Origin of the sequence: Alkalicoccobacillus plakortidis (assembly GCF_023703085.1) — a bacterium.
Classification (GTDB): Bacteria; Bacillota; Bacilli; order Bacillales; family Bacillaceae_D; genus Alkalicoccobacillus; species Alkalicoccobacillus plakortidis.
In genome coordinates this window covers 1,190,716-1,210,228 of the sequence record NZ_JAMQJY010000001.1, presented here as the reverse complement: position 1 = coordinate 1,210,228, position 19,513 = coordinate 1,190,716, and the positions used below count along the sequence as shown (strand labels likewise).

The 19,513-nt window shown below is 40.3% G+C and carries 23 protein-coding genes, 1 riboswitch and 1 other annotated feature; of the genes, 19 read left to right on the top strand and 4 right to left on the bottom strand.

The features are described from left to right. Positions 1-35 precede the first annotated feature (35 nt). Both NDM98_RS06585 and NDM98_RS06580 read left to right on the top strand, forming a co-directional pair. The gene (locus NDM98_RS06585; RefSeq protein WP_251605580.1) at positions 36-227 is read left to right on the top strand and encodes a hypothetical protein; all 192 of its coding nucleotides are present in this window, start codon (positions 36-38) and stop codon (positions 225-227) included. Continuing rightward, positions 191-745 (top strand): hypothetical protein, encoded by a 555-nt coding sequence (locus NDM98_RS06580; protein WP_251605578.1) that lies wholly within the window; start codon positions 191-193, stop codon positions 743-745. Before NDM98_RS06585 ends, NDM98_RS06580 begins: the two co-directional genes overlap by 37 nt. On the opposite strand, the gene NDM98_RS24900 is transcribed toward NDM98_RS06580, so the two are convergent. Beyond that, entirely contained in the window at positions 680-889 is a 210-nt protein-coding gene (locus tag NDM98_RS24900) for a YszA family small membrane protein (protein ID WP_506324395.1), read from the bottom strand. The two genes, NDM98_RS06580 and NDM98_RS24900, sit on opposite strands and share 66 nt — an antisense overlap. Positions 890-1,038: 149 nt before the next feature. Then, positions 1,039-1,267: a binding site (T-box leader), on the top strand. A gap of 42 nt (positions 1,268-1,309) precedes the next feature. On the opposite strand from NDM98_RS24900, the gene NDM98_RS06575 reads away from it, so the two are divergent. The 3 genes from NDM98_RS06575 (at position 1,310) to NDM98_RS06565 (ending at position 5,776) form a co-directional block, all read left to right on the top strand. Beyond that, entirely contained in the window at positions 1,310-3,952 is a 2,643-nt protein-coding gene (locus NDM98_RS06575) for a valine--tRNA ligase (RefSeq protein WP_251608989.1), read from the top strand. A gap of 231 nt (positions 3,953-4,183) precedes the next feature. Then, on the top strand, positions 4,184-4,351 hold the full coding sequence (locus tag NDM98_RS06570) for a hypothetical protein (protein ID WP_251605575.1): 168 nt from the start codon (positions 4,184-4,186) through the stop codon (positions 4,349-4,351). Positions 4,352-4,504: 153 nt separating this feature from the next. Further along, complete coding sequence (locus NDM98_RS06565; RefSeq protein WP_251605573.1) at positions 4,505-5,776, top strand: bifunctional folylpolyglutamate synthase/dihydrofolate synthase; 1,272 nt, start codon at positions 4,505-4,507, stop codon at positions 5,774-5,776. Between the two features lie 65 nt (positions 5,777-5,841). On the opposite strand, the gene NDM98_RS06560 is transcribed toward NDM98_RS06565, so the two are convergent. From NDM98_RS06560 to NDM98_RS06550, 3 genes are read right to left on the bottom strand one after another with little or no spacing between them, the layout of a single operon-like run. Beyond that, on the bottom strand, positions 5,842-7,401 hold the full coding sequence (locus tag NDM98_RS06560; protein ID WP_251605570.1) for a prepilin-type N-terminal cleavage/methylation domain-containing protein: 1,560 nt from the start codon (positions 7,399-7,401) through the stop codon (positions 5,842-5,844). Beyond that, positions 7,392-7,817, bottom strand: coding sequence for a pilus assembly PilX N-terminal domain-containing protein (locus NDM98_RS06555; protein WP_251605568.1), 426 nt, complete (start codon positions 7,815-7,817; stop codon positions 7,392-7,394). The genes NDM98_RS06560 and NDM98_RS06555 overlap by 10 nt, the downstream gene beginning before the upstream one ends. Next, positions 7,814-8,179, bottom strand: coding sequence for a type IV pilus modification PilV family protein (locus NDM98_RS06550; protein WP_251605566.1), 366 nt, complete (start codon positions 8,177-8,179; stop codon positions 7,814-7,816). The genes NDM98_RS06555 and NDM98_RS06550 overlap by 4 nt, the downstream gene beginning before the upstream one ends. A gap of 154 nt (positions 8,180-8,333) precedes the next feature. Between NDM98_RS06550 and NDM98_RS06545 the strand changes: the two genes are divergently transcribed. The 14 genes from NDM98_RS06545 to NDM98_RS06480 all read left to right on the top strand — a co-directional run bounded on the left by NDM98_RS06545 (position 8,334) and on the right by NDM98_RS06480 (position 19,488). Then, on the top strand, positions 8,334-8,801 hold the full coding sequence (locus tag NDM98_RS06545; RefSeq protein ID WP_251605564.1) for a hypothetical protein: 468 nt from the start codon (positions 8,334-8,336) through the stop codon (positions 8,799-8,801). Positions 8,802-8,809: 8 nt separating this feature from the next. Further along, on the top strand, positions 8,810-10,156 hold the full coding sequence (locus NDM98_RS06540; RefSeq protein WP_251605562.1) for a VanW family protein: 1,347 nt from the start codon (positions 8,810-8,812) through the stop codon (positions 10,154-10,156). Then, complete coding sequence (locus NDM98_RS06535; protein WP_251605560.1) at positions 10,143-11,813, top strand: GspE/PulE family protein; 1,671 nt, start codon at positions 10,143-10,145, stop codon at positions 11,811-11,813. The genes NDM98_RS06540 and NDM98_RS06535 overlap by 14 nt, the downstream gene beginning before the upstream one ends. 17 nt (positions 11,814-11,830) lie before the next feature. Further along, positions 11,831-12,871, top strand: a complete 1,041-nt coding sequence (locus tag NDM98_RS06530; RefSeq protein ID WP_251605558.1) for a type IV pilus twitching motility protein PilT — start codon at positions 11,831-11,833, stop codon at positions 12,869-12,871. After that, positions 12,871-14,079, top strand: coding sequence for a type II secretion system F family protein (locus NDM98_RS06525; protein ID WP_251605555.1), 1,209 nt, complete (start codon positions 12,871-12,873; stop codon positions 14,077-14,079). Before NDM98_RS06530 ends, NDM98_RS06525 begins: the two co-directional genes overlap by 1 nt. A gap of 74 nt (positions 14,080-14,153) precedes the next feature. Next, a riboswitch (cyclic di-GMP riboswitch) is annotated at positions 14,154-14,237 on the top strand. Positions 14,238-14,304: 67 nt separating this feature from the next. Next, positions 14,305-14,760, top strand: coding sequence for a pilus assembly FimT family protein (locus NDM98_RS06520; RefSeq protein ID WP_251605552.1), 456 nt, complete (start codon positions 14,305-14,307; stop codon positions 14,758-14,760). Between the two features lie 458 nt (positions 14,761-15,218). Beyond that, entirely contained in the window at positions 15,219-15,902 is a 684-nt protein-coding gene (locus tag NDM98_RS06515) for a prepilin peptidase (protein WP_308807687.1), read from the top strand. Between the two features lie 41 nt (positions 15,903-15,943). Continuing rightward, complete coding sequence (locus tag NDM98_RS06510; protein ID WP_251605547.1) at positions 15,944-16,384, top strand: type IV pilus biogenesis protein PilM; 441 nt, start codon at positions 15,944-15,946, stop codon at positions 16,382-16,384. Then, complete coding sequence (locus NDM98_RS06505) at positions 16,381-16,650, top strand: type IV pilus biogenesis protein PilM (protein ID WP_251605545.1); 270 nt, start codon at positions 16,381-16,383, stop codon at positions 16,648-16,650. Before NDM98_RS06510 ends, NDM98_RS06505 begins: the two co-directional genes overlap by 4 nt. Then, the gene (locus NDM98_RS06500) at positions 16,628-16,915 is read left to right on the top strand and encodes a hypothetical protein (protein ID WP_251605543.1); all 288 of its coding nucleotides are present in this window, start codon (positions 16,628-16,630) and stop codon (positions 16,913-16,915) included. The genes NDM98_RS06505 and NDM98_RS06500 overlap by 23 nt, the downstream gene beginning before the upstream one ends. Beyond that, a complete protein-coding gene (locus tag NDM98_RS06495) occupies positions 16,915-17,532 on the top strand; it encodes a PilN family protein (RefSeq protein ID WP_251605541.1) in 618 nt (205 codons plus the stop codon). Before NDM98_RS06500 ends, NDM98_RS06495 begins: the two co-directional genes overlap by 1 nt. After that, entirely contained in the window at positions 17,529-17,882 is a 354-nt protein-coding gene (locus NDM98_RS06490) for a hypothetical protein (protein WP_251605539.1), read from the top strand. The genes NDM98_RS06495 and NDM98_RS06490 overlap by 4 nt, the downstream gene beginning before the upstream one ends. Beyond that, entirely contained in the window at positions 17,836-18,321 is a 486-nt protein-coding gene (locus NDM98_RS06485) for a hypothetical protein (protein WP_251605536.1), read from the top strand. Before NDM98_RS06490 ends, NDM98_RS06485 begins: the two co-directional genes overlap by 47 nt. A gap of 135 nt (positions 18,322-18,456) precedes the next feature. Further along, complete coding sequence (locus NDM98_RS06480; RefSeq protein ID WP_251605533.1) at positions 18,457-19,488, top strand: SPOR domain-containing protein; 1,032 nt, start codon at positions 18,457-18,459, stop codon at positions 19,486-19,488. Positions 19,489-19,513 lie beyond the last annotated feature (25 nt).

Genomic DNA, 19,513 nt, shown 5'->3' with positions numbered 1-19,513 from the left:
GACAGAGTTGATATGGTTGATTGGAGGCACCTGTGATGGGCGAGGATTTAGTGAAGGATTATTCAGAGGATCTACATCTGAATGCGCAGGATCAAATACGGTATCAAGAAATGAAGACGTATCTTGAAACAAAACAATTGCCAAATGCCATAGCGAACCAGCTGCTACATACATTCCAAAAGCAGCTGTATTGGCGCGGAAAGAAAATGAAGGTAACAACCATCTAACAGGAGACGAAATTCAATCGTATTTTGATCGCGAAATTGGTCAGATAAGCAAAGTAGTGTGGCGCACGATGTTGTTCTCGATGATTGGGACTGGTTTTTTGATCTTAGCTGCTTTTTTTCTGTTACAGGCTGCTGTTCATTTTATCAGTGTTGCATCGTATGGGAATAGTGGTGCGACATTAACCCATGCATCGATTATGCCGTTTGTTATTTTTGGCGTATTTGGTTACGGTGGATTAGCGATCCTGACTTATGTGCATACCAATCGCCATAACGTACATAGGCCGCTCATTTTAAAGCTAACTGGATGGCTGAGTTTGATTGTCGGAACTGGATTCTGTATAGCGAGCATGTCACTTTGGGACGACATCCTCATCATCCCTTTAAATACAATAAGTAGTCTTTTATTTGCTATTATAAGTTATCTTATTTATAGGTGGATGGGATCCCCTCTAAAAAAGATTCAAGGAAATCGAGCAGTAGAGCACAATCAAAGCAACCAGCAGGAGAAAGTCTAAAGTAGTTGGCAGCAGTAAGGTCCTAATGGCTTGAAAACAAATGATAGGCAAAAGACATTGATAGCAGACTGCTTTTAGATACGACCATGGTCCCCATTTGTTTTTTGGTGGACAATAAGGTGGCCGCTTATTTCGATGGAACACGTGCACATCCCCCTTTTATACGCCCTTTTTTTACATACTATGCAGAACTCGCGTGGAATGGGAAACAAACCGGATTAAGCTCGGGAAAAATAGGCAATGCTAATATTGACGAAAGTGATGCAACAAGATAGAATAATATATATTAAAATAGACATGCAAAGATCGGGAAGAGTATACGTGACCCCTCACAGAAAGAGAAGTCCATTGGCTTGGAAGATTTCTCAGGTAGGTTAGGTAGAAGGTCGCCCGTGAGCAGCCTTGCTGAACATTCAGTAAGCAAGGACGGGTGCTGGCCGTTAACAGATTGAGTGTGCATTAAGTAGAGATTATCTGCCTTTTGCAAACAAAGGTGGTACCGCGAAACCCTTCGTCCTTTGAGATGGAGGGTTTTTTTGTATGAAAAAAAAGGAGGCAGTAGGTATGGAACAACACAAAAAAGAAATGCCAACCAAATACAACCCAAAAGACACTGAAGCAAAATGGTATGACTATTGGATAAAGGGTAAGTTCTTTGAAGCAACAGGGGACGAGAACAAAACACCTTATTCAATTGTTATTCCACCACCAAACGTAACTGGAAAACTTCATCTTGGTCATGCATGGGATGCTACACTTCAAGACATTTTAGCCAGAACAAAACGGATGCAAGGCTACGACACCTTATGGCTTCCAGGAATGGACCATGCAGGGATTGCAACTCAAGCAAAAGTAGAAGCAAAGCTAAAAGAAGAAGGCGTAACACGTTATGATTTAGGAAGAGAAGCATTTGTCGAAAAAACATGGGAGTGGAAGGAAGAATACGCTCAGTTTATTCGTGACCAATGGTCTAAAATTGGAATCTCAGTTGACTATTCACGCGAACGTTTTACTTTAGATGAAGGCCTATCAAAAGCGGTAAATGAAGTTTTTGTTAAGCTCTATAATAAGGGACTCATCTATCGTGGTGAATACATTATCAACTGGGATCCTGCAACAAAAACGGCTCTATCTGATATCGAAGTTATTCACGAAGATGTTCAAGGTGCTTTCTATCATATGAATTATCCACTAACAGATGGTAGTGGCGAAATAGAAGTAGCAACAACCCGTCCAGAAACGATGCTTGGTGATACGGCTGTAGCGGTTCACCCTAAGGATGAGCGATATGCACATTTGATTGGGAAAACCGTTACCTTACCGATTGTTGGACGAGAGATTCCAATTGTTGCAGATGATTACGTGGACATGGAATTTGGATCAGGTGCTGTAAAAATCACACCAACCCACGATCCAAATGACTTTGAAATTGGGAATCGCCACAACCTTGAGCGAATCCTTGTCATGAATGAAGATGGAACAATGAACCAAAATGCGGCTCAATATAACGGTTTAGATCGATTCGAATGCCGTAAGCAAATTGTTGCAGACTTACAAGAACAGGGAATTCTCTTTAAAATTGAGGAACACACGCACTCTGTTGGTCATTCAGAACGAAGTGGAGCAGTTGTTGAGCCTTACTTATCAACACAATGGTTTGTAAACATGCAGCCACTTGCGGATGCAGCCGTTGCATTACAAAAAACAGATGACAAAGTAAATTTTGTCCCTGACCGTTTTGAAAAAACCTACCTACGTTGGATGGATAACATTCGTGATTGGTGTATTTCTCGTCAGCTTTGGTGGGGACATCGAATTCCTGCATGGTATCACAAAGAAACTGGTGAGATCTATGTTGGACATGAGGCACCAGAAGACGCTGAAAACTGGGATCAAGACAATGATGTACTGGATACTTGGTTCAGTTCAGCATTATGGCCATTTTCAACAATGGGTTGGCCAGATGAAGAAGCAATTGATTTTAAACGATACTACCCAACAAGTGCCCTTGTAACAGGATACGATATCATCTTTTTCTGGGTAGCTCGTATGATTTTCCAAGGAATTGAATTCACTGGAGAACGCCCGTTTAACGACGTATTGATTCACGGATTAATTCGTGCTGAGGACGGACGTAAGATGAGTAAGTCACTAGGCAATGGTGTTGACCCGCATGATGTTATTGACAAATATGGAACTGATGCCTTGCGCTTTTTCTTAACAACAGGCAGTTCCCCGGGAAATGATTTGCGCTTTTACTGGGAAAAAGTCGAAGCAACATGGAATTTCGGAAATAAGATCTGGAACGCATCCCGATTCGCTCTCATGAATATGGAAGATTTGGGTTATGATGACATTGATCTTAGCGGCGAGAAAAACGTAGCAGACAAGTGGATTCTGACACGCCTGCAAGAAACGATTAAAGATGTGACCCGTCTTATTGATAAATATGAATTTGGCGAAGTGGGCCGACTGCTTTATACTTTCATCTGGGACGATTTATGTGACTGGTATATTGAAATGGCAAAGCTCTCTCTATACGGAGAGGACGAAGCTGCGAAAAAAACAACACGCTCTGTCTTAGCTTATGTTCTTGATCAAACCATGAGAATGCTTCACCCAATTATGCCATTTATCACTGAAGAGATCTGGCAGCATCTTCCGCACAAAGGTGAGTCGATCACAGTTTCAGAATGGCCGATTGTACTTACTGAATTTATCTTTGAAGAGTCCATTGATGACATGAACCAACTTAAAGAAGTCATCCGTTCTGTTCGTGCAGTCCGTTCCGAGCTGAACGTACCAATGAGCAAGCAAATTGAGCTGCTTGTACGTCCAGGAAATGACACTACGCTCGCCCAGCTAGAGCGAGGACAAATATTTATTGAGAAATTCTGTAACCCAAGCAAACTCGACATCTCAACCACGATTCAAGCACCAGAGAAATCGATGTCTCAGGTTCTAAGTGGAGTAGAGCTCTTCTTACCGCTTGCTGGCCTACTGAACATTGAAGAGGAAGTTGCTCGTTTGCAGAAAGAGCACGCACGCTTAACAAAAGAAGTCGAACGTGTCGACAAAAAGCTTAGCAACGAAGGTTTTGTTGCCAAAGCACCAGCACACGTAATTGAAGAAGAAAAGAAAAAACAAGCAGATTACTCAGAACAACGCAAAACAGTTGAATCAAGAATTGCAGAATTACAAGCATAAGAAAAAAGCCGGGGTCACGCAGAGATGTGTGTCTCCGGCTTTTTTTTGAAGTGAGCAGGAGTGCGGAGCGTGATGGGAGCTAATTGTCGATAAAAGTGTCTCATTACTGATAAAAGTGATTTCTCACTAATAAAACGAAATCACCAATTTAAAAGAGCTTATCCAACAAAGGACTTCCCTAGTTTTTAAGCGAATTAATACAAAAATCACTTAAAAAGAGGAGTAAGATTCATGAAATCAAAAATTGCCTTAGCTGTATTAGTCCTGATCGGTTCAATTGTTATCGCTTTTCTACTTAGTTCTTTAATAGAGAGTATCGCGATCTCTATAGCAACAGTTCTGCTTATACACAGCTCTTTTATCCTTGCTTTTTTAATCGACAACAAACGAAAAATATGAAGAAATTCCTGCTCAAATCCTACACATATTGAATTCAACCACCAATCCTCGCTATAATAAGACAGAGTAGAGATCGTTAAGGCATACGGAGTGGGGGATAAAATATGAACAACCGAGAGCAAACAATAGAATGGATCCACAGCCTGTTACCGTTTGGAATCAAACCAGGACTTAAACGAATGGATTGGATGCTTGGAGAAGTTGGGGAATCCAGAATCCAAATTAAATATGATACATGTAGCCGGAACAAATGGAAAAGGCTCAACCGTAAGCTTTATGCGCCACATGCTTGAAGCGAACAACTATCAAGTAGGCACCTTCACTTCACCCTATATGGAATGTTTTGAAGAACGTATTTCCCTAAATGGCGTACCCATTTCTGAACAGGATCTAGTAGCCGCAGCCAACAAGGTACGTCCACTTGTTGAGGAATTAGCTCAGACAGAGCTAGAATCTCCAACAGAATTTGAAGTCATTACGGCAATTATGTTTGAATATTTTGCCCATGTTGCAAAGCCAGATATCGTATTAGTAGAGGTAGGGCTTGGAGGAAGACTCGATTCAACCAATGTCATCAAACCACTTCTATCAATTATTACATCCATTGGACACGACCACATGCATATCCTAGGTTCAACCATTGAAGAGATTGCTGCAGAGAAAGCAGGAATTATCAAGAAAGCAATTCCAGTCATTTCAGGTGTGTCTAATATAAATGCATTAGCTGTATTAAAAGAAACAGCCATTGAACGAGACACGTCATTCTATCAATTAGATGAAGATTTTTATATTACAGATACATTGATTAACCAAGCGGATCAAAGTTTTACATTTGATTCACCGTTAGGACGACTAACACAACTAAAAACATCCATGAAAGGGGAGCATCAACTAGCAAACGCAAGTCTCGCTCTAATGGCTATGCTCTATTTGAAAGAACACGCAGGTTATCAAATCACAGATGCAGCCTGTAAAAAAGGATTAGCCTTAACCAATTGGCCAGGACGATTCGAACAACTAATGGAACAGCCACTCGTGATCGCCGATGGGGCTCATAATGAAGAGGGGATGCAGGCTTTAGCCGCTACCCTGAAAAATCATTATCCGAATCATAAAATCAAAATGCTTGCAGGTATGACAAAAGAAAAAGATGTGACTAAGCTACTGGCTCCATTTAGTGAAATGGATATCCAGATTATATGGACAAGCTTTGACTTTTTTAGGGCTGCGGATGCAGAGGAATTACTTAATGCAACCCCTGATGGTATACAAGCTAATGCGGAGAAGGACTGGAAGAATGCACTTGAGTTGTTGATGGATCAATGGAAAAAAGATGAGTTGATTTTAGTTACGGGGTCGCTGTATTTTATTTCAGAGGTTCGTGGGGAATTGAAGAATGATAATTTTAAGATAGCTATTCGTTAGAGATGAATTTAATTCAAACAAGGGGTAAATAAAATTTTTTATTTACCCCTTTAAAAATAAAAACATTAATTTGGTACTGGCGGAAAATCAGGAAAGTAAACCATCGTATTAACCTTAGGTATTAATTCTTCCGAAGCGGCATTAAACATTGAAGAATTAGATGGGAAATTAATAGTACCTTCAACAGGTCCTGTATATGTTATGTTGCCATAGGTGTTAAATGCATACTTCTCACTTTCGCTTTTAATTTCTGGAAAAGTAATTCGCTCATTTATATATGATTCACCTTTAACAATCAACATTGATTTAGGAGAAAGTTTAATACCTTTTTCAATATACAAATTTCCCCCGCTAGTTACAGTAGCTTCTCTTGCCAAATCAAGTTTCCCACCAATATGAATAGAAGAGTTGCTAGACATTTTTCCTCTATATAAGAAGGTTACGTTGCCTCGAATTGAAATAATTGATTCAGTTGAAATATCTAATTCATTTTTCGCGGTAAAATTACCGTTCACCCATATTCCATTTTTTCCGTTAAAGGTGAACCTTTGATGAAGATCAACATTTCCTCCAACTATTAATTTGTCACCAATATTGATTTTATTCGAAGCGCTGTAATTTACAGTTAGATTTCCTCTTATGTAGAACGTTTTCTCAATATCTATCATTTGAGCTTGATATATCGAAGCATTTCCTAGAACTATAAAATCCCCCTTTGAAGTGAATTTATTTCCTACATTAGTGCTATTAAAATCCTTATTTACAACAGTTTTTCCTCCAACGTATAGAGTACTACTATTATGCAGATTTATTTGTTCATTAACATATAAGCCGCCATTTTCTACGACAAATGTCCCGTGATTTTCAATACTTAAAATTTCTGTCTTTGGTAAATAAACACTGCCATTACTTAATGAGAAGCTTGCTTGATAGTTAAGAACAATGTTATTTGCATATATTGTAATGTCTCCATTAGTAAGGTTTACAGGGACTTCGTTCCATATAGTAAGAGTTCCACTTGTATTATCACATCTAATACTATCTTTTCCCCAATGTTGTCTCTTCGCGATTTCTTCAAATTGTTTGTAACCACTGAAGTCTATTTTTTCATTTTTCATGCAAACCACATCAGGCTTACGATCTTCCCAGTTTTCCTCCTCATCCGGTGCACCCAATCCAGTCTCAATCACACCACCACCCCGCTGCGCAAGCACCACGGGCTCTTCCAAATCATCAATTTCTAAAGTAATTCCTTTCTTATCTACAATCGTCACTTTCCGAACGCCTTCAACTGGAGTTTGTCCACTTTTGACGTCTGAATTTAATTGACCATCAACAAGCCAATAGTTACTGATGGAATTATCGGTATTTGTTATTTCAAAATTGTATTCATCCGTACCCTTTTTAATATCCTTCGCTTCCTGCACAGCCTTCGTCAACTCTAGCAATCCTACTTGCATGTCTTGTCGTTCCTGGGATTCGCCTCTGATTTCATTTGTTAGTGTGCTGCTTTGGGCGAGTGCAGCCATGCCGATGCCGAGCACGATGACGAGGATTGCAATGCTTGATAAGACTTCAATAAGGGTGAGACCTTTTTCGTTAGATAAGGCTTTTCTTATTTCCATGATTCCACCTCCAGTCTGAGTGGTGATTTCTGTGTCACTTTTAATGTAACCGTAGTGGTGTGTGTGTGTTCACCAGTTGCTTCGCTTTTTAAAATAAGCTGATTATCTGTCATGTCACAGCTAAGTCGAATGTTATGTTCGTTTATTTTATTGGTTGAAACCTTTGCTGGGCTGCAACTTAGATCTTTGATGTTAATAAGTTCTTCTGGCTTTGGCCCATTTAATTCATTCAGCATACGCTCTACGCCTGCTTCTGCGGCATATTTGGCTTGGATACCTTCCGTAACCGTTTGGCTTTTGCTCACCTCGTTAAAAAGAAAACCTAATAGACCTAGAGCGACAAGCGTTCCAACTACAATGATTCCTAACACAACGGGAAGCGCGGCGCCTTTTTGATTATGTAGGATGTTTCTCATGGTGTGGTGACCGCCTTTGGTATGCTAATTTCTGTATCTAGTTTTATAGCGGAACCAGGAATTTTGTCATTTGTCACTTCAACAGAAATAAGACACATGCCATTTTCCTGCTTAACTGTTCGTTTTGTGAGAAAGCTCTCGACTGGTTTCTCAGAAGCAGTACAAAAAGCAGCATCCTGATTTAATCTCATACTCTCAATCTCAGACTGTGCCACAAGGGTTGCTTCCATCTCAATTCTATTTATTTCATTTGCCTTAATTCCGTTCATCAGCATGGTTGCAAATCCGATGGCAAAGATCGATAGGATCACCATCGAAGCAAGCAACTCTATTAATGTTAATCCGTGTTCATTTCGATGCATATCTTCGCCTCCAACCGTGATGAAAATAAAATTAATCATATGTATCCAAAACTTTTACTTTATTATACAATAAGTCTGAAAGAACTGTATCTAAATAATTAGAACAATTTTCTTAATAAATGTATTTATAGTCTAAAAAGGTTGGTGATTCTGAATGATGTATACAATTTCTTTTTTTGCAGGCATTGTTGTGTTGCTATTATTGTTTCTGTTTTTAAATAAACGAGTGAATCTCTCACTGCCATTAAAGCTTCAAAGTTTAGTAGCTTCGGTTGGTATAGCACTGATTACGATTTTGATGTATCTGTTGTTTCCGATTGGTTTAACCATTGTTATTTCAGTTGTTCTCACTCTATTAGCGAGTCTTATTTTGGCAGCGCGTTTGGAACGCGAGCAAGCGAACTCCTCTTTTCAATGGGAGCTACCTGCGATTAAAACAGCATTCGATCAAGTTGCGATGACGACAGATGAATCAGTGCAAACAGAGCAGGTTTTTGACACGGTTGAAGTGGATGTTGAGCCAGTATTAGAACGAAAGCAGCCTTTAACGGAAGTGGCTGTTGATGAATCAGAGGAATTAATGACTGGACGACGTAGACGAATTCAAGATAAAGAGGAGTAATGAGTGCAATGAAATCCTTTGTACGTATTGGACTATTGGTAGCTGGCATGATTGGAATTCTATTAATTGGTTTGTTTGCGGGCCGTGTGTTAGATCAACAGGCAATAGCAAAAGAATATCAAGTGGGTACGGTGATTTCCGGTATTGAGGTAGGCGGATTAACTCCTGAAGAGGCTCAAGTAGAATTAGAGAAGCTGAGTGAACAACGCAAAAGTCAGCAAGGAATCTCGCTCTATCTGTATGATTCAAAGGTTGAATTACCAAGAGAGGCTCTTATTTTAGACATTCCTACTTTAACGGAAGACGTGCTGATGGGATCGGAACAGCTTGATGCAATGGTAGACATTACGGCATTAACAGAGGCATTAGCTCAGATTGAATCAGCTGATTTAACGGGTTTAGTGGATATCTCGACTTTAAAGACTGACTTGGAGTTGCAATTAAATGAGCAACCAAGCAAACCCGTTTCTGTTCATTTGGCTCCATATATAGATATGATTAATGAAGACAGCACCGTGTTATCCAATGTCTATACACCGTACTTGGAATCAACATTACTTGGTCAATGGGCCAAGGGCTTAGACGGTATCATCATAGATCCAAAAAGTACATTTTCATTAAAAGAGACACTTAAACAATCAAATCAATTGGTTGTGGGTGGAGAAAGTTTGGATTTGTTTGCTTCGGCCATTTATCAAGTGTTGGCTAAGTCTAATTTGGAATTAATCGAACATCATAGTCCAAGTAAACTTCCTTATTCCATTGAAATAGGGTATAGTGCGTCGGTTAATGAAGACTATCGCGATCTCGTATTTTACAATCCTAATTATGAAACGTTGGAATTAAAAACTCAATTCTCTCAAGATGGACTGATTGTTGAATTAATTGGTACACCATATTTACACGAATATGAGCTAGTGGTGGAAGATACGGAGACGATTCAACCAAGAAAAGAAGTTAGATACTCAAAAAAACGTCGTGCAGGTGACTCTCAACTGATTGTAAATGGAAAACAGGGTTATGCGGCTACATTACATCGCAAAGAATTAGGACCAAACAAGACGGAAAAAGAAATGGTGCTTTTAGCAAGGGATTATGTTGCTGCAGTATCTTCAATCGAGGAACGTAGTGTGTACTCAAAGCCTGAACCAGAGCCAAAACTAAATGAAGCGGGTCTTCAACCAGTGATTGTTGAGTTACCTGAAGGCTCAGAGAATGCTCCGGTTGTAGATCCAGTGGAAACAGCGCAACCTTCAACAGATGAAGAAACAAAAACAACCTCTCCTGATGAGGATCAAGAGTACATAAAAGGGGTTTATGAACCTGGTGATGAGGAGCAGGATGATGAGAACTAAAAAGAAAATCGGTGACTTATTAGTTGAAGCTGGTTACCTTAAAACCGAACAAATTGAGTATGTACTCAAGGAAAAACGATCTGACCAGCGATTGGGTGATGCGCTGCTTGAACGGGAATTAATTACGGAGCAAGAGCTTATCAAGGCACTTGTGACTCAACTTGGTCTTGAACATGTAAATCTGTATCGGACAGCAGTGGATACGCAGGTATTAAAGCTGATTCCAGAAGAGTTTGCCCGCAAATATATGCTGATTCCAATAAAAAAACAAAATGATGTGCTTCAAGTGGCAATGGCCGATCCACTTGATTATTACGCGATAGATGATTTGCAGATGATTACAGGCTTCCAAGTCGAACCTCTTATTGCGATAAAAGCAGAAATTATAGAAGCGATTGAACGTTATTATCAGATTAATGATTCATTAATTGACGAGGAAGCGATAGAGGTATTAGATGCCTCATCAATAGAGAATCAGGAGCAACTTATTACAGATAGAGATGCTCCGATCATTAAGTTAGTAGACCAGCTTTTACAACATGGACTAAATCAGCGTGCAAGTGACATTCATATTGACCCGCTTGAAACTAGTTTTATGGTTCGATATCGAATTGACGGAATGCTACGGACAGAGCGTACATTTTCTTCGTCAATTTTGAGTGCCTTAACGGCTCGAATTAAGATTATGGGCGAGTTAAACATTACAGAAAATCGTTTGCCTCAAGATGGAAGAATTAAGGTATTGGTAGGTTCGCAGCATGTTGATATGCGGATCTCTACACTTCCAACGATTTTTGGTGAAAAAATAGTGATTCGGTTACTCGGAGGACTTAATGAATTAACTAAGTTAAGCAGCTTAGGATTAAACCACGTCCATGAGAAGATGTTTGTAAAAATGCTTGAAAATCCATCAGGACTGATTTTGTTAACGGGTCCTACAGGATCTGGGAAAACCTCTACCTTATATGCAGGCATGCATCATTTAAATACAGATCAAGTGAATATCGTAACCGTTGAAGATCCGGTCGAGTACCATATCAACGGCATTAACCAAGTACAAGTAAATACACAAGTGGGTTTAACGTTTGCGAAGGGACTACGTGCCATCCTACGCCAGGACCCAAACATTGTCATGATTGGTGAGATCCGTGATACAGAAACAGCCGAAATTGCTGTGCGTGCTTCGCTTACTGGGCATTTGGTACTCAGTACACTACACACAAACAGTGCGATAGCTGCAATTCCACGTTTAACTGAAATGGGCATTGAGCCATATCTTGTGGCTTCGGGGTTATCTGGTGTTGTTGGACAGCGATTGGTTCGCAAAATTTGTCCGTCATGTAGACAAGCTCATGAAGCTAATGAGTTAGAGCAGGAATTATTTCATAAACGTGGCATGGACGTTACTAAAGTGTATCGCGGAGAAGGATGTAGTCAATGTAGTGATACTGGTTTTCGTGGTCGAATTGCCATTCATGAGATGTTAGTGATTGATGAGACTATCCGTCAGCTTTTGATGAACAAACAAACGATTCATGACATTCAAGAGTACGCAGCAAATAACGGGATGATTTTTCTATTAGATGATGGATTGTTAAAGGTAAAACAAGGCATTACAACAATGGAAGAAGTGCTTCACGTGACCTTAGAACATTAATGAGAGGAGGATTTTTTATGAAAGAAAAGCTAGAGGCTTTATTATCTACTGCATTTACAAAAGGCGCTTCCGACATCCATTTGACAGTAGGCACGGCTCCTGTTTTTCGTATTAATGGGGATCTTGCACCATTTGGCAAAGAAAAGCTCACGCCAGAGGATACAAGACAGTTTGCGAATGCGATTATTCCCGAGGACTTAATGAGTGAATTTGAGAAAAAGGGAGAATTAGATTTTTCGTTTGGTATCCCAAAAGTATCGAGATTTCGTATTAATGCTTATTTTCAACGTTCATGCATTGGTCTGGCGATACGTGTGATTCCAACAACGATTCCTCAATTACATGACTTAAAAATGCCTGCAATTTTAAAGCAGATTGTTAGCGCACCTCAAGGGTTAGTGTTGGTAACTGGGCCAACAGGCAGTGGCAAATCAACTACGCTTGCGGCGATGATTGATCATATTAATCGAACCGAAAGCAAACATATTATTACCCTTGAGGATCCAATTGAGTACCTACACAGACATCAGATGTCTGTTGTAAATCAACGGGAGGTTGGTTTTGATACAAAGAATTTTGCAAATGGACTTAAAGGTTGTTTACGTCAGGATCCGGATATCATTTTAGTTGGAGAGATGCGTGACTTGGAGACCATTTCAACGGCGATTACGGCGGCGGAAACAGGTCATCTTGTACTTGGCACTTTGCATACAACGGATGCACCATCAACCATTGATCGAATCATTGACGTTTTCCCACCTGCTCAACAAGCACAAGTTCGCATTCAATTAGCGTCCGTTTTAAGCGCGGTTATCTCTCAGCGCTTATTCCGAACAGCTGATCACAAGGGGCGCAGGGCAGCTACTGAAATCTTAATCAATAACTCGGCAGTCAAAAACTTAATTCGCAACGAAAAGATTCATCAAATTAAAAATGTCATTCAAACAAGTCGAGCAGAAGGCATGATGACGATGGATACATCAATGGCAGAGCTCGTTAAACAAGAAGTATTAAATCCTGAAATTCTCTCTATTTATGCAAAAGGCAATGTAAGCTGATGGCAACCTATTCGTATACAGGAAGAGATAGCCACGGCAAACCAGTCAAAGGAAAAACACAGGCAAATGATGAGACTGCAGCTGTCCAATTATTAAAGGAAAAACGAATTTCAGTCACTGCGATAGAAGAATTACAGCAAGGTTTGTACCAAGATGTGCAAATTTTAAAACCAAAGGTAAAGTCCAAGGATTTTGTTATGTTCCTCAGACAATTCTCAACGCTGCTAAAAGCAGGGGTGCCAGTAATCGAAACGATACATGTGTTAACAAAACAGACAACAAGTAAACCATTAAAAGCAGCTCTAGCAATGATAGAAGAGGATGTTCGATCAGGTAAGTCACTATCTGCTGCTTCAGCCAAGCAGGGAGATTTATTTCCTCCGTTATTTACAAACATGGTGAAGGTTGGTGAAGCAGGAGGCCGGTTGGACGATATTCTTGATAGATTGGCTACGTATTATGAGAAACAGCATCGATTGAAACAAAAAGTACTAGCGACGTTAACCTACCCAATGTTTGTTGGAGTCGTGGCAATCGCAATCATTATATTCTTGCTTGTATTTGTTGTACCAACGTTTGCGAGTATGTTTGCAAGCTTTGGTGGAGAATTACCCACGATAACAAAACTAGTGATGGCAGCAGGAGACCTTGCGTTAGTTTTTTGGTGGGTCGTACCAATTGTCGCTGCATTGTTTGTATTCGGGTGGAAATTCGGCCGGAGACACCCACAAATGAGGTTGTGGATGGATACGATTATTTTACGAATCCCGGTTTTTGGTAGCTTGATCCAAAAGTCTGAACTAGCTCGAGTCACACAAACACTTGGTGCCTTATTTCAAAGCTCCGTGCCTGTTTTACAAGCACTAACAATTGTTGAGAGAGTAGCAGACAATCATGTCATTGCAAATGTGTTAAAGGAATCAAGACGCTCATTACAGCAAGGTGAGTCATTATCTGCACCAATGGAAAACCATTGGGCATTTCCACCACTTGTCACACAAATGATTAGTGTGGGGGAAAAATCAGGTTCTCTTGATGCCATGCTTGAGAAAGCAGCAGAATTTTACGAATCAGAAGTCGAAGCAGCAACCGATCAAATTAAGGCGTTAATTGAACCGGTGATGATCATTCTTTTGGCGGGAATCGTAGGAACGATTGTACTCGCTATTATGGTACCTATGTTTAAAATATTTACAACTATAGGGTAAAAAAGTACTAGACAAATAGATTTATTTAGGCTAAGCTAGATTTAACAGATTAACAACAAGTTTCAACAAGTACATACAACTCGGAAAGCGTTGATCATCTACCTGTATATGGGCACTTGGGTAGATAGGAGCTAGTAGTGCAACCGGCCGGCATTGTCTTAATTAGACGTGTAGGTCGGTTTTTTGTTGTTAATTGACAAAACAAAAAAGTGGAGGCGAAAGAAAATGAAAGCATTAATGAAAAAGCATTTAAAGAATCAGAAGGGTCTAACACTAATTGAGTTACTAGCAGTTGTGGTTATCCTAGGTATCATCGCAGCAATTGCGATTCCGAGTATTGGAGCAATTATCGATAACACACGTAAAGACGCGCATATTGCGAACGCGGAGCAGATGGTGAATGCAGTGAAGACGGCGAAGGCTACGAATGTTGCTGGCAGTGGAACTGGCAGTAATACTTATACATTAGAATCTCTAATTAATGCAGGATTAATGGAGAATCCAGATCCACCTGGAAGTTCTACTGAATATACTGCTGGAACAAGCAAAGTGGTCATTGATGGGAAAGATTATAAAGTTACATTAATTTCGACTGAAAGAACGCATATTAATGAAAAAGTAATCACAGAATTAAGAGCGAGTGGTGGAAGAGACTTAGTTAATGTTGTAGCAGGCAATTAATTCTAATTTGACTTTTGTATAAAAATATAAAATGACGGACGATCCTACATATAGGACCGTTCGTCGTTTCATTTCTACTAAAATTAGCGTAAGGAGGATCCGTAGACTCCTGCGGGAACAGCACGTGTCTGAAGATCTCAAGCGGTGCTTTTCCGCTTGGGAGCTGAGGCCGTGCCCGCGGAAAGCGAAGGATCCTCCTGAAGCGGAGCTGCTCAACTAATAAATGGAACGTGAGTTTTTGTGATGTATCTTTAGAGAAGCCTCAGGCTCCTAATCTTCCTTTATAAAAACAATTGTATTTCCAATAAAAAGCATTTATCCTTATAGGTATATAGTTTCATGAAAAAACGACTAACTCAGCCGTAGAGGTGAACAAATGATTGATGGTATTGTGATAGGTTATTTGGCTCTTGTAGGGCTTGGTGTTTGGTTCTTTTTATAATGTGGTGGGTCTCCGGGTGCCGGTTGGGGAGTCGATTGTCACACCTCGTTCTCATTGTACAAAGTGTGATCGTACTCTTGAAGCGCGAGAGCTAATTCCAGTGCTTTCCTTCCTGCTTCAGCGAGGGTCTTGCCGAACATGTGATACAAAGATTTCTTTTTTGTACCCAACAACAGAGCTAGTGACTGGATTTTTATTTGCGTTCTCATTTTATATGTTTGGATGGACAGCTGAAACCATTATTGCGTTATTACTCGTTTCGATGCTGGCAATTATTTTTGTAAGTGATATGCGCTACATGCTTATTCCAGATAAAATTCTACTATTTTTTGCGATTCCACTCGTGTTGGTGCGGATGGTTGCAGCCCCGCTTACACCTTGGTGGGATTCGTGGTTAGGTGCGTTGATTGGTTTTGCGCTGCTTTTATTGATTGCCATCATTAGCCGCGGCGGTATGGGTGGTGGAGATATTAAGCTGTTTGCTGTGTTAGGCATCGTACTTGGATGGAAGCTAGTGCTTTTGACATTATTTCTAGCATCGACATATGGGGCTATTGTTGGCATTGGTGCTAAGTTGCTAAAAAAGGTAGACCGGAAGCAACCCATCCCCTTTGGACCATTTATTGCTGCAGGTGCGCTAACTGCTTATTTCTTTGGCGAAGCGTTGATTCGGTGGTATACCGAAACGGTGCTATTTTAGGTGATTGATAGATAAATCAAATTCGTATGGGAGAATCGGGTATGGGGATATTTGGTGGTAGAAAACAACAGAGACATGCACTGGTTTTAAAGGATCATGTGATTCGATATGTAAGCAGTAAACGAGCTGATTTGAAAACCATTCAAACGTATGGTGAAGTCTATCTTCCACCAGGTTTGATTCATCGTGGAAAGCTTGTTGATAAAGAAGCAGTAAAACGTTTGCTAGAGTTGCAACAACCTGAGTGGGAATTGAAAAAAAACAGTCCTGTCCAGATCTGTGTGCCAGACAGTCAGCTGCTGATCCGTAGGCATGAGGTAGCAGCAACCGTACCCGATGAAGAACTAAAAGGACAACTATACATAGATACAGGTGACTCTTTGGTTCTTCCATTTGAAGATCCTTTGTTTGACTATCAAAAACTGCGAGAAGATGAAGAAAAAAAGAATTACTACTGTATATTTCTAAAGAATCCGTTATGAATGAGTATGTAACATTACTAGATCAATTAGACTTACAAGCAAATGCGGCTGATTTAACGTCGGCTTGTGCGTATCGCTTGTTTCATGAGCAAAATCTTCTAGATGGTCATCCGTTTACCGTCTCCGTTCAGTTTGATGTGTCGTTAGTGAACATTACCATTTTGGCTTCAGGTAGACCACTCTTTTCACGAACCTGGCCACTTGCCTATGATGAGGAACGCTGGGTGATTCATGAAGGCCAAGTTGGAATGGAGATTGGACTCTGAATCGCTGAGAGAAGAGATTCGCACGGTTGTTACTGAGATTGAAAAAGTGATCAGCTTTTATCAATACTCGGTTTTAAAAGGGGAAGTTGAGATTTCGAATATGTTGATTAGTGGAGACATGATTGCGATGGATCTCATTGTGCAGGAATGTACGGACTATTTTTCACAAATGAAGATCACCTCTCAGCTAGATTTCACTGATTCATATGTACCAGCTCGGTATTATGATGCCCTTGGCTTAATGCTGAGAAAAGAGGTACGCTGATGCATCAAGAAATTAATCTATTACCAGAGCGATATAAACGCGATATTACCCCTTTTTTTATAGCAGTGTTAACGGTTGTTTTTGTTCTTGTCTCTGTTTTTATCTTCTTAATGTATTATTCAATGCTTGAAAGAGAGCGCACCGTTGCTGTTAACGAAGTGTCGGAGCTGCAGTTGCAAAAGGTAGAGATAGAGGCTGCGGCAGGTACAATTGAAACAGACCTTACACCAGAGCAGCAATTACAGGATGCCGTTCATCAACTAGATGAATATCGTGTGCCAACTTCAGAATTTACTGCAGAACTCATTGAGCTTTTACCTGAAAGAGGATTTTTTGTACGCTATTTTTATCAACGAGATGGCTTGCTAGAGGTCACAGTCAGCTTTGACCAGATGCAGGAGGCTGCTCAATATTATGATGCTTTATTTCAGAATCCGATTGTTGATGCCGTTCGGATGAGTGATATTGGTACAGAGGCAGTGGCAGAACTCACTGACGATGAGGAGCAAGGTAATACAGTTGCGAGCAATACGCTAGTAAAACCTCGGTACGAAGCAACCTATGAACTCGCTCTGAACCTAGAAGAGACCAAGCTTCAGGAAGGTGAGTCGCCATGAGAATCTATATGACCAAAAGAAGATGGGTAGTGTTAACTTTTCTCGTTGGATTCATTGGCATTGGCTGCTTGCTTAGCTATTGGCAATTTATTAAACCAGCACAATTACAGCTAGGTTCTGCACTGGATGAAGTAGCGATTGCTCAATTGGAATTAGAAGCACTACAAAATCAGGAGGAACTCACTGTTGATGAGCAGCCTGTACTCTCAAGCACAGCGCTGCAACAGCAGCTACCTGTGGTTCCGCTAGAAGATGACGTGATTTTGGCTTTTACCCAAGCAGAATCGGTTGCAAATGTGGAAATTGAACAGATCAGCTATCAGGGCAATCAGAGTTTTCCAAGCTTCTAACCGAGTGATTACGTTTAACGACGCAGAAGAAGAGCAAGAAGAGGGGGAACCCGATATTGACTTGGAGCCAGATGAGAGTGTTGAGGAGTCTGCCCCAGTAGTGGATTCAACATTAATTGCAGACTGGACCATTCCAAATGTTGAGCCAATTCAAGCACTTGTTCAAGTTCGTACCTCCACCTATGATGGCATATCTCAGTTCATTCGTGAATTAGAGCAATACCCTCGTATTCTATCAGTGGATTCCATCTCCTATGATAGCTACAAAGAACAACAAGAAGCAGGTGTGGAGGAAGACGTAGAAACGGAGTATTTTGATTTCTATGTTATGGTTTCGTCCTTCTATTATCCAAGTCTAGCGGAAACTCTCAGTGAATCTGCACCATACCGATCTTATCCAGATCACTCAGAAAAAGCAGACCCACTGTATCCAAGATAAATATGAAAAAGCACCATTATGACGACCAATGATCCTATTTAAAGGATTGTTGGTTATTTCTTTTTTCTTTCGTTCTACTCACAGGCTTGTACACATATACATAGGATAAAGCTGATAAACAGGGGGAATCTTGTGATGAAAGGAGAAAAACGGACGATATCAATACAGTTTTCAAAGGATGGCTCAAGGCGTGATCAGGTGGACAAGCATAAAGTAAAGAAAAAAAAGCCGGAAACGGAGTGGGTCTTTCCAGAACCAGATCATGTAGTAGAGACAAAACAAGCAAAGCAACCTGAAAAAGTCGAAGAACGAGAGATCTATTATTGGAATGAACGGAAACAGACAGCACCTATCTCAGCACATTCTCAGAAAAAAAAGCCTAGAACCTTTTTGAAAAATGGACTAACAATCCCTTGGATGTTAATCGGCTCTGTTGCTTCTGCGATTCTAATCGGTGTTAGTTTAGGCTTTGTTCTACTCACAGTCTCAACTGGAGATAAAAATTACGTTACAAACGAACCCGCTATTGAAGCAGGAACCACTCCTGTTGCAACGGTGGATGAAGAGCAAAAACAACAAGCTACCGCAAACGAACTATTTGTTATACAAGGTGGCGCTTTTTCCACTAAAGAGGCTGGATCAGAAGTCTCTAACAAACTCAAACAAGAAGGCTACGCCGCTACGATTGAGTCGGGAGCAGATACAGACCTTTTATATATAGGAGCTGCAGGTTCAAAAGAACAGGCGCTTCAATTAGCTGAAATGTATGAAAAAGCAGGTCATGAAGTCTATGTAAAAAACTACTCAGTGGATGAGGTTCAAATAGATGGTGAACAAAAGCAAACGGCAGAATGGTTTCAAAAAGCGGGTCAGCATTTAACCGAAGTAGCTGAAGTTTCTGCTTTTAGTCTTGCAGATTCTTCACCAGAGAAAGAAGATTTAGATGTGCTAACCACTCATTTAACACAACTCGAAAATCAACGAGAAACCGATATGGAACAGGCAACTGAAGAGATGAAAGCGAGTGCTCAAACTCTGATGGCTAAATTAGCAGAATCAAATCAATTGCTAGCAGCTGATTCGGACGATAAATGGACAGCACAACAAATCATCTTAGATGCGATGCTTGTTTATAAAAAAAGTATGAGAGATTTAAGCGAAATGTAGTGTTTCAATTTTGTTCATATGAATA

Excerpts from the sequence above, each read along its gene's own strand:
- NDM98_RS06585 (WP_251605580.1), top strand. The coding sequence starts at position 36 with ATGGGCGAGGATTTAGTGAAGGATTATTCAGAGGATCTACATCTGAAT.
- NDM98_RS06575 (WP_251608989.1), top strand. The coding sequence starts at position 1,310 with ATGGAACAACACAAAAAAGAAATGCCAACCAAATACAACCCAAAAGAC.
- NDM98_RS06570 (WP_251605575.1), top strand. The coding sequence starts at position 4,184 with ATGAAATCAAAAATTGCCTTAGCTGTATTAGTCCTGATCGGTTCAATT.
- NDM98_RS06560 (WP_251605570.1), bottom strand. The coding sequence starts at position 7,401 with ATGGAAATAAGAAAAGCCTTATCTAACGAAAAAGGTCTCACCCTTATT.
- NDM98_RS06555 (WP_251605568.1), bottom strand. The coding sequence starts at position 7,817 with ATGAGAAACATCCTACATAATCAAAAAGGCGCCGCGCTTCCCGTTGTG.
- NDM98_RS06550 (WP_251605566.1), bottom strand. The coding sequence starts at position 8,179 with ATGCATCGAAATGAACACGGATTAACATTAATAGAGTTGCTTGCTTCG.
- NDM98_RS06545 (WP_251605564.1), top strand. The coding sequence starts at position 8,334 with ATGATGTATACAATTTCTTTTTTTGCAGGCATTGTTGTGTTGCTATTA.
- NDM98_RS06540 (WP_251605562.1), top strand. The coding sequence starts at position 8,810 with ATGAAATCCTTTGTACGTATTGGACTATTGGTAGCTGGCATGATTGGA.
- NDM98_RS06535 (WP_251605560.1), top strand. The coding sequence starts at position 10,143 with ATGATGAGAACTAAAAAGAAAATCGGTGACTTATTAGTTGAAGCTGGT.
- NDM98_RS06530 (WP_251605558.1), top strand. The coding sequence starts at position 11,831 with ATGAAAGAAAAGCTAGAGGCTTTATTATCTACTGCATTTACAAAAGGC.
- NDM98_RS06525 (WP_251605555.1), top strand. The coding sequence starts at position 12,871 with ATGGCAACCTATTCGTATACAGGAAGAGATAGCCACGGCAAACCAGTC.
- NDM98_RS06520 (WP_251605552.1), top strand. The coding sequence starts at position 14,305 with ATGAAAGCATTAATGAAAAAGCATTTAAAGAATCAGAAGGGTCTAACA.
- NDM98_RS06510 (WP_251605547.1), top strand. The coding sequence starts at position 15,944 with ATGGGGATATTTGGTGGTAGAAAACAACAGAGACATGCACTGGTTTTA.
- NDM98_RS06505 (WP_251605545.1), top strand. The coding sequence starts at position 16,381 with ATGAATGAGTATGTAACATTACTAGATCAATTAGACTTACAAGCAAAT.
- NDM98_RS06495 (WP_251605541.1), top strand. The coding sequence starts at position 16,915 with ATGCATCAAGAAATTAATCTATTACCAGAGCGATATAAACGCGATATT.
- NDM98_RS06490 (WP_251605539.1), top strand. The coding sequence starts at position 17,529 with ATGAGAATCTATATGACCAAAAGAAGATGGGTAGTGTTAACTTTTCTC.
- NDM98_RS06480 (WP_251605533.1), top strand. The coding sequence starts at position 18,457 with ATGAAAGGAGAAAAACGGACGATATCAATACAGTTTTCAAAGGATGGC.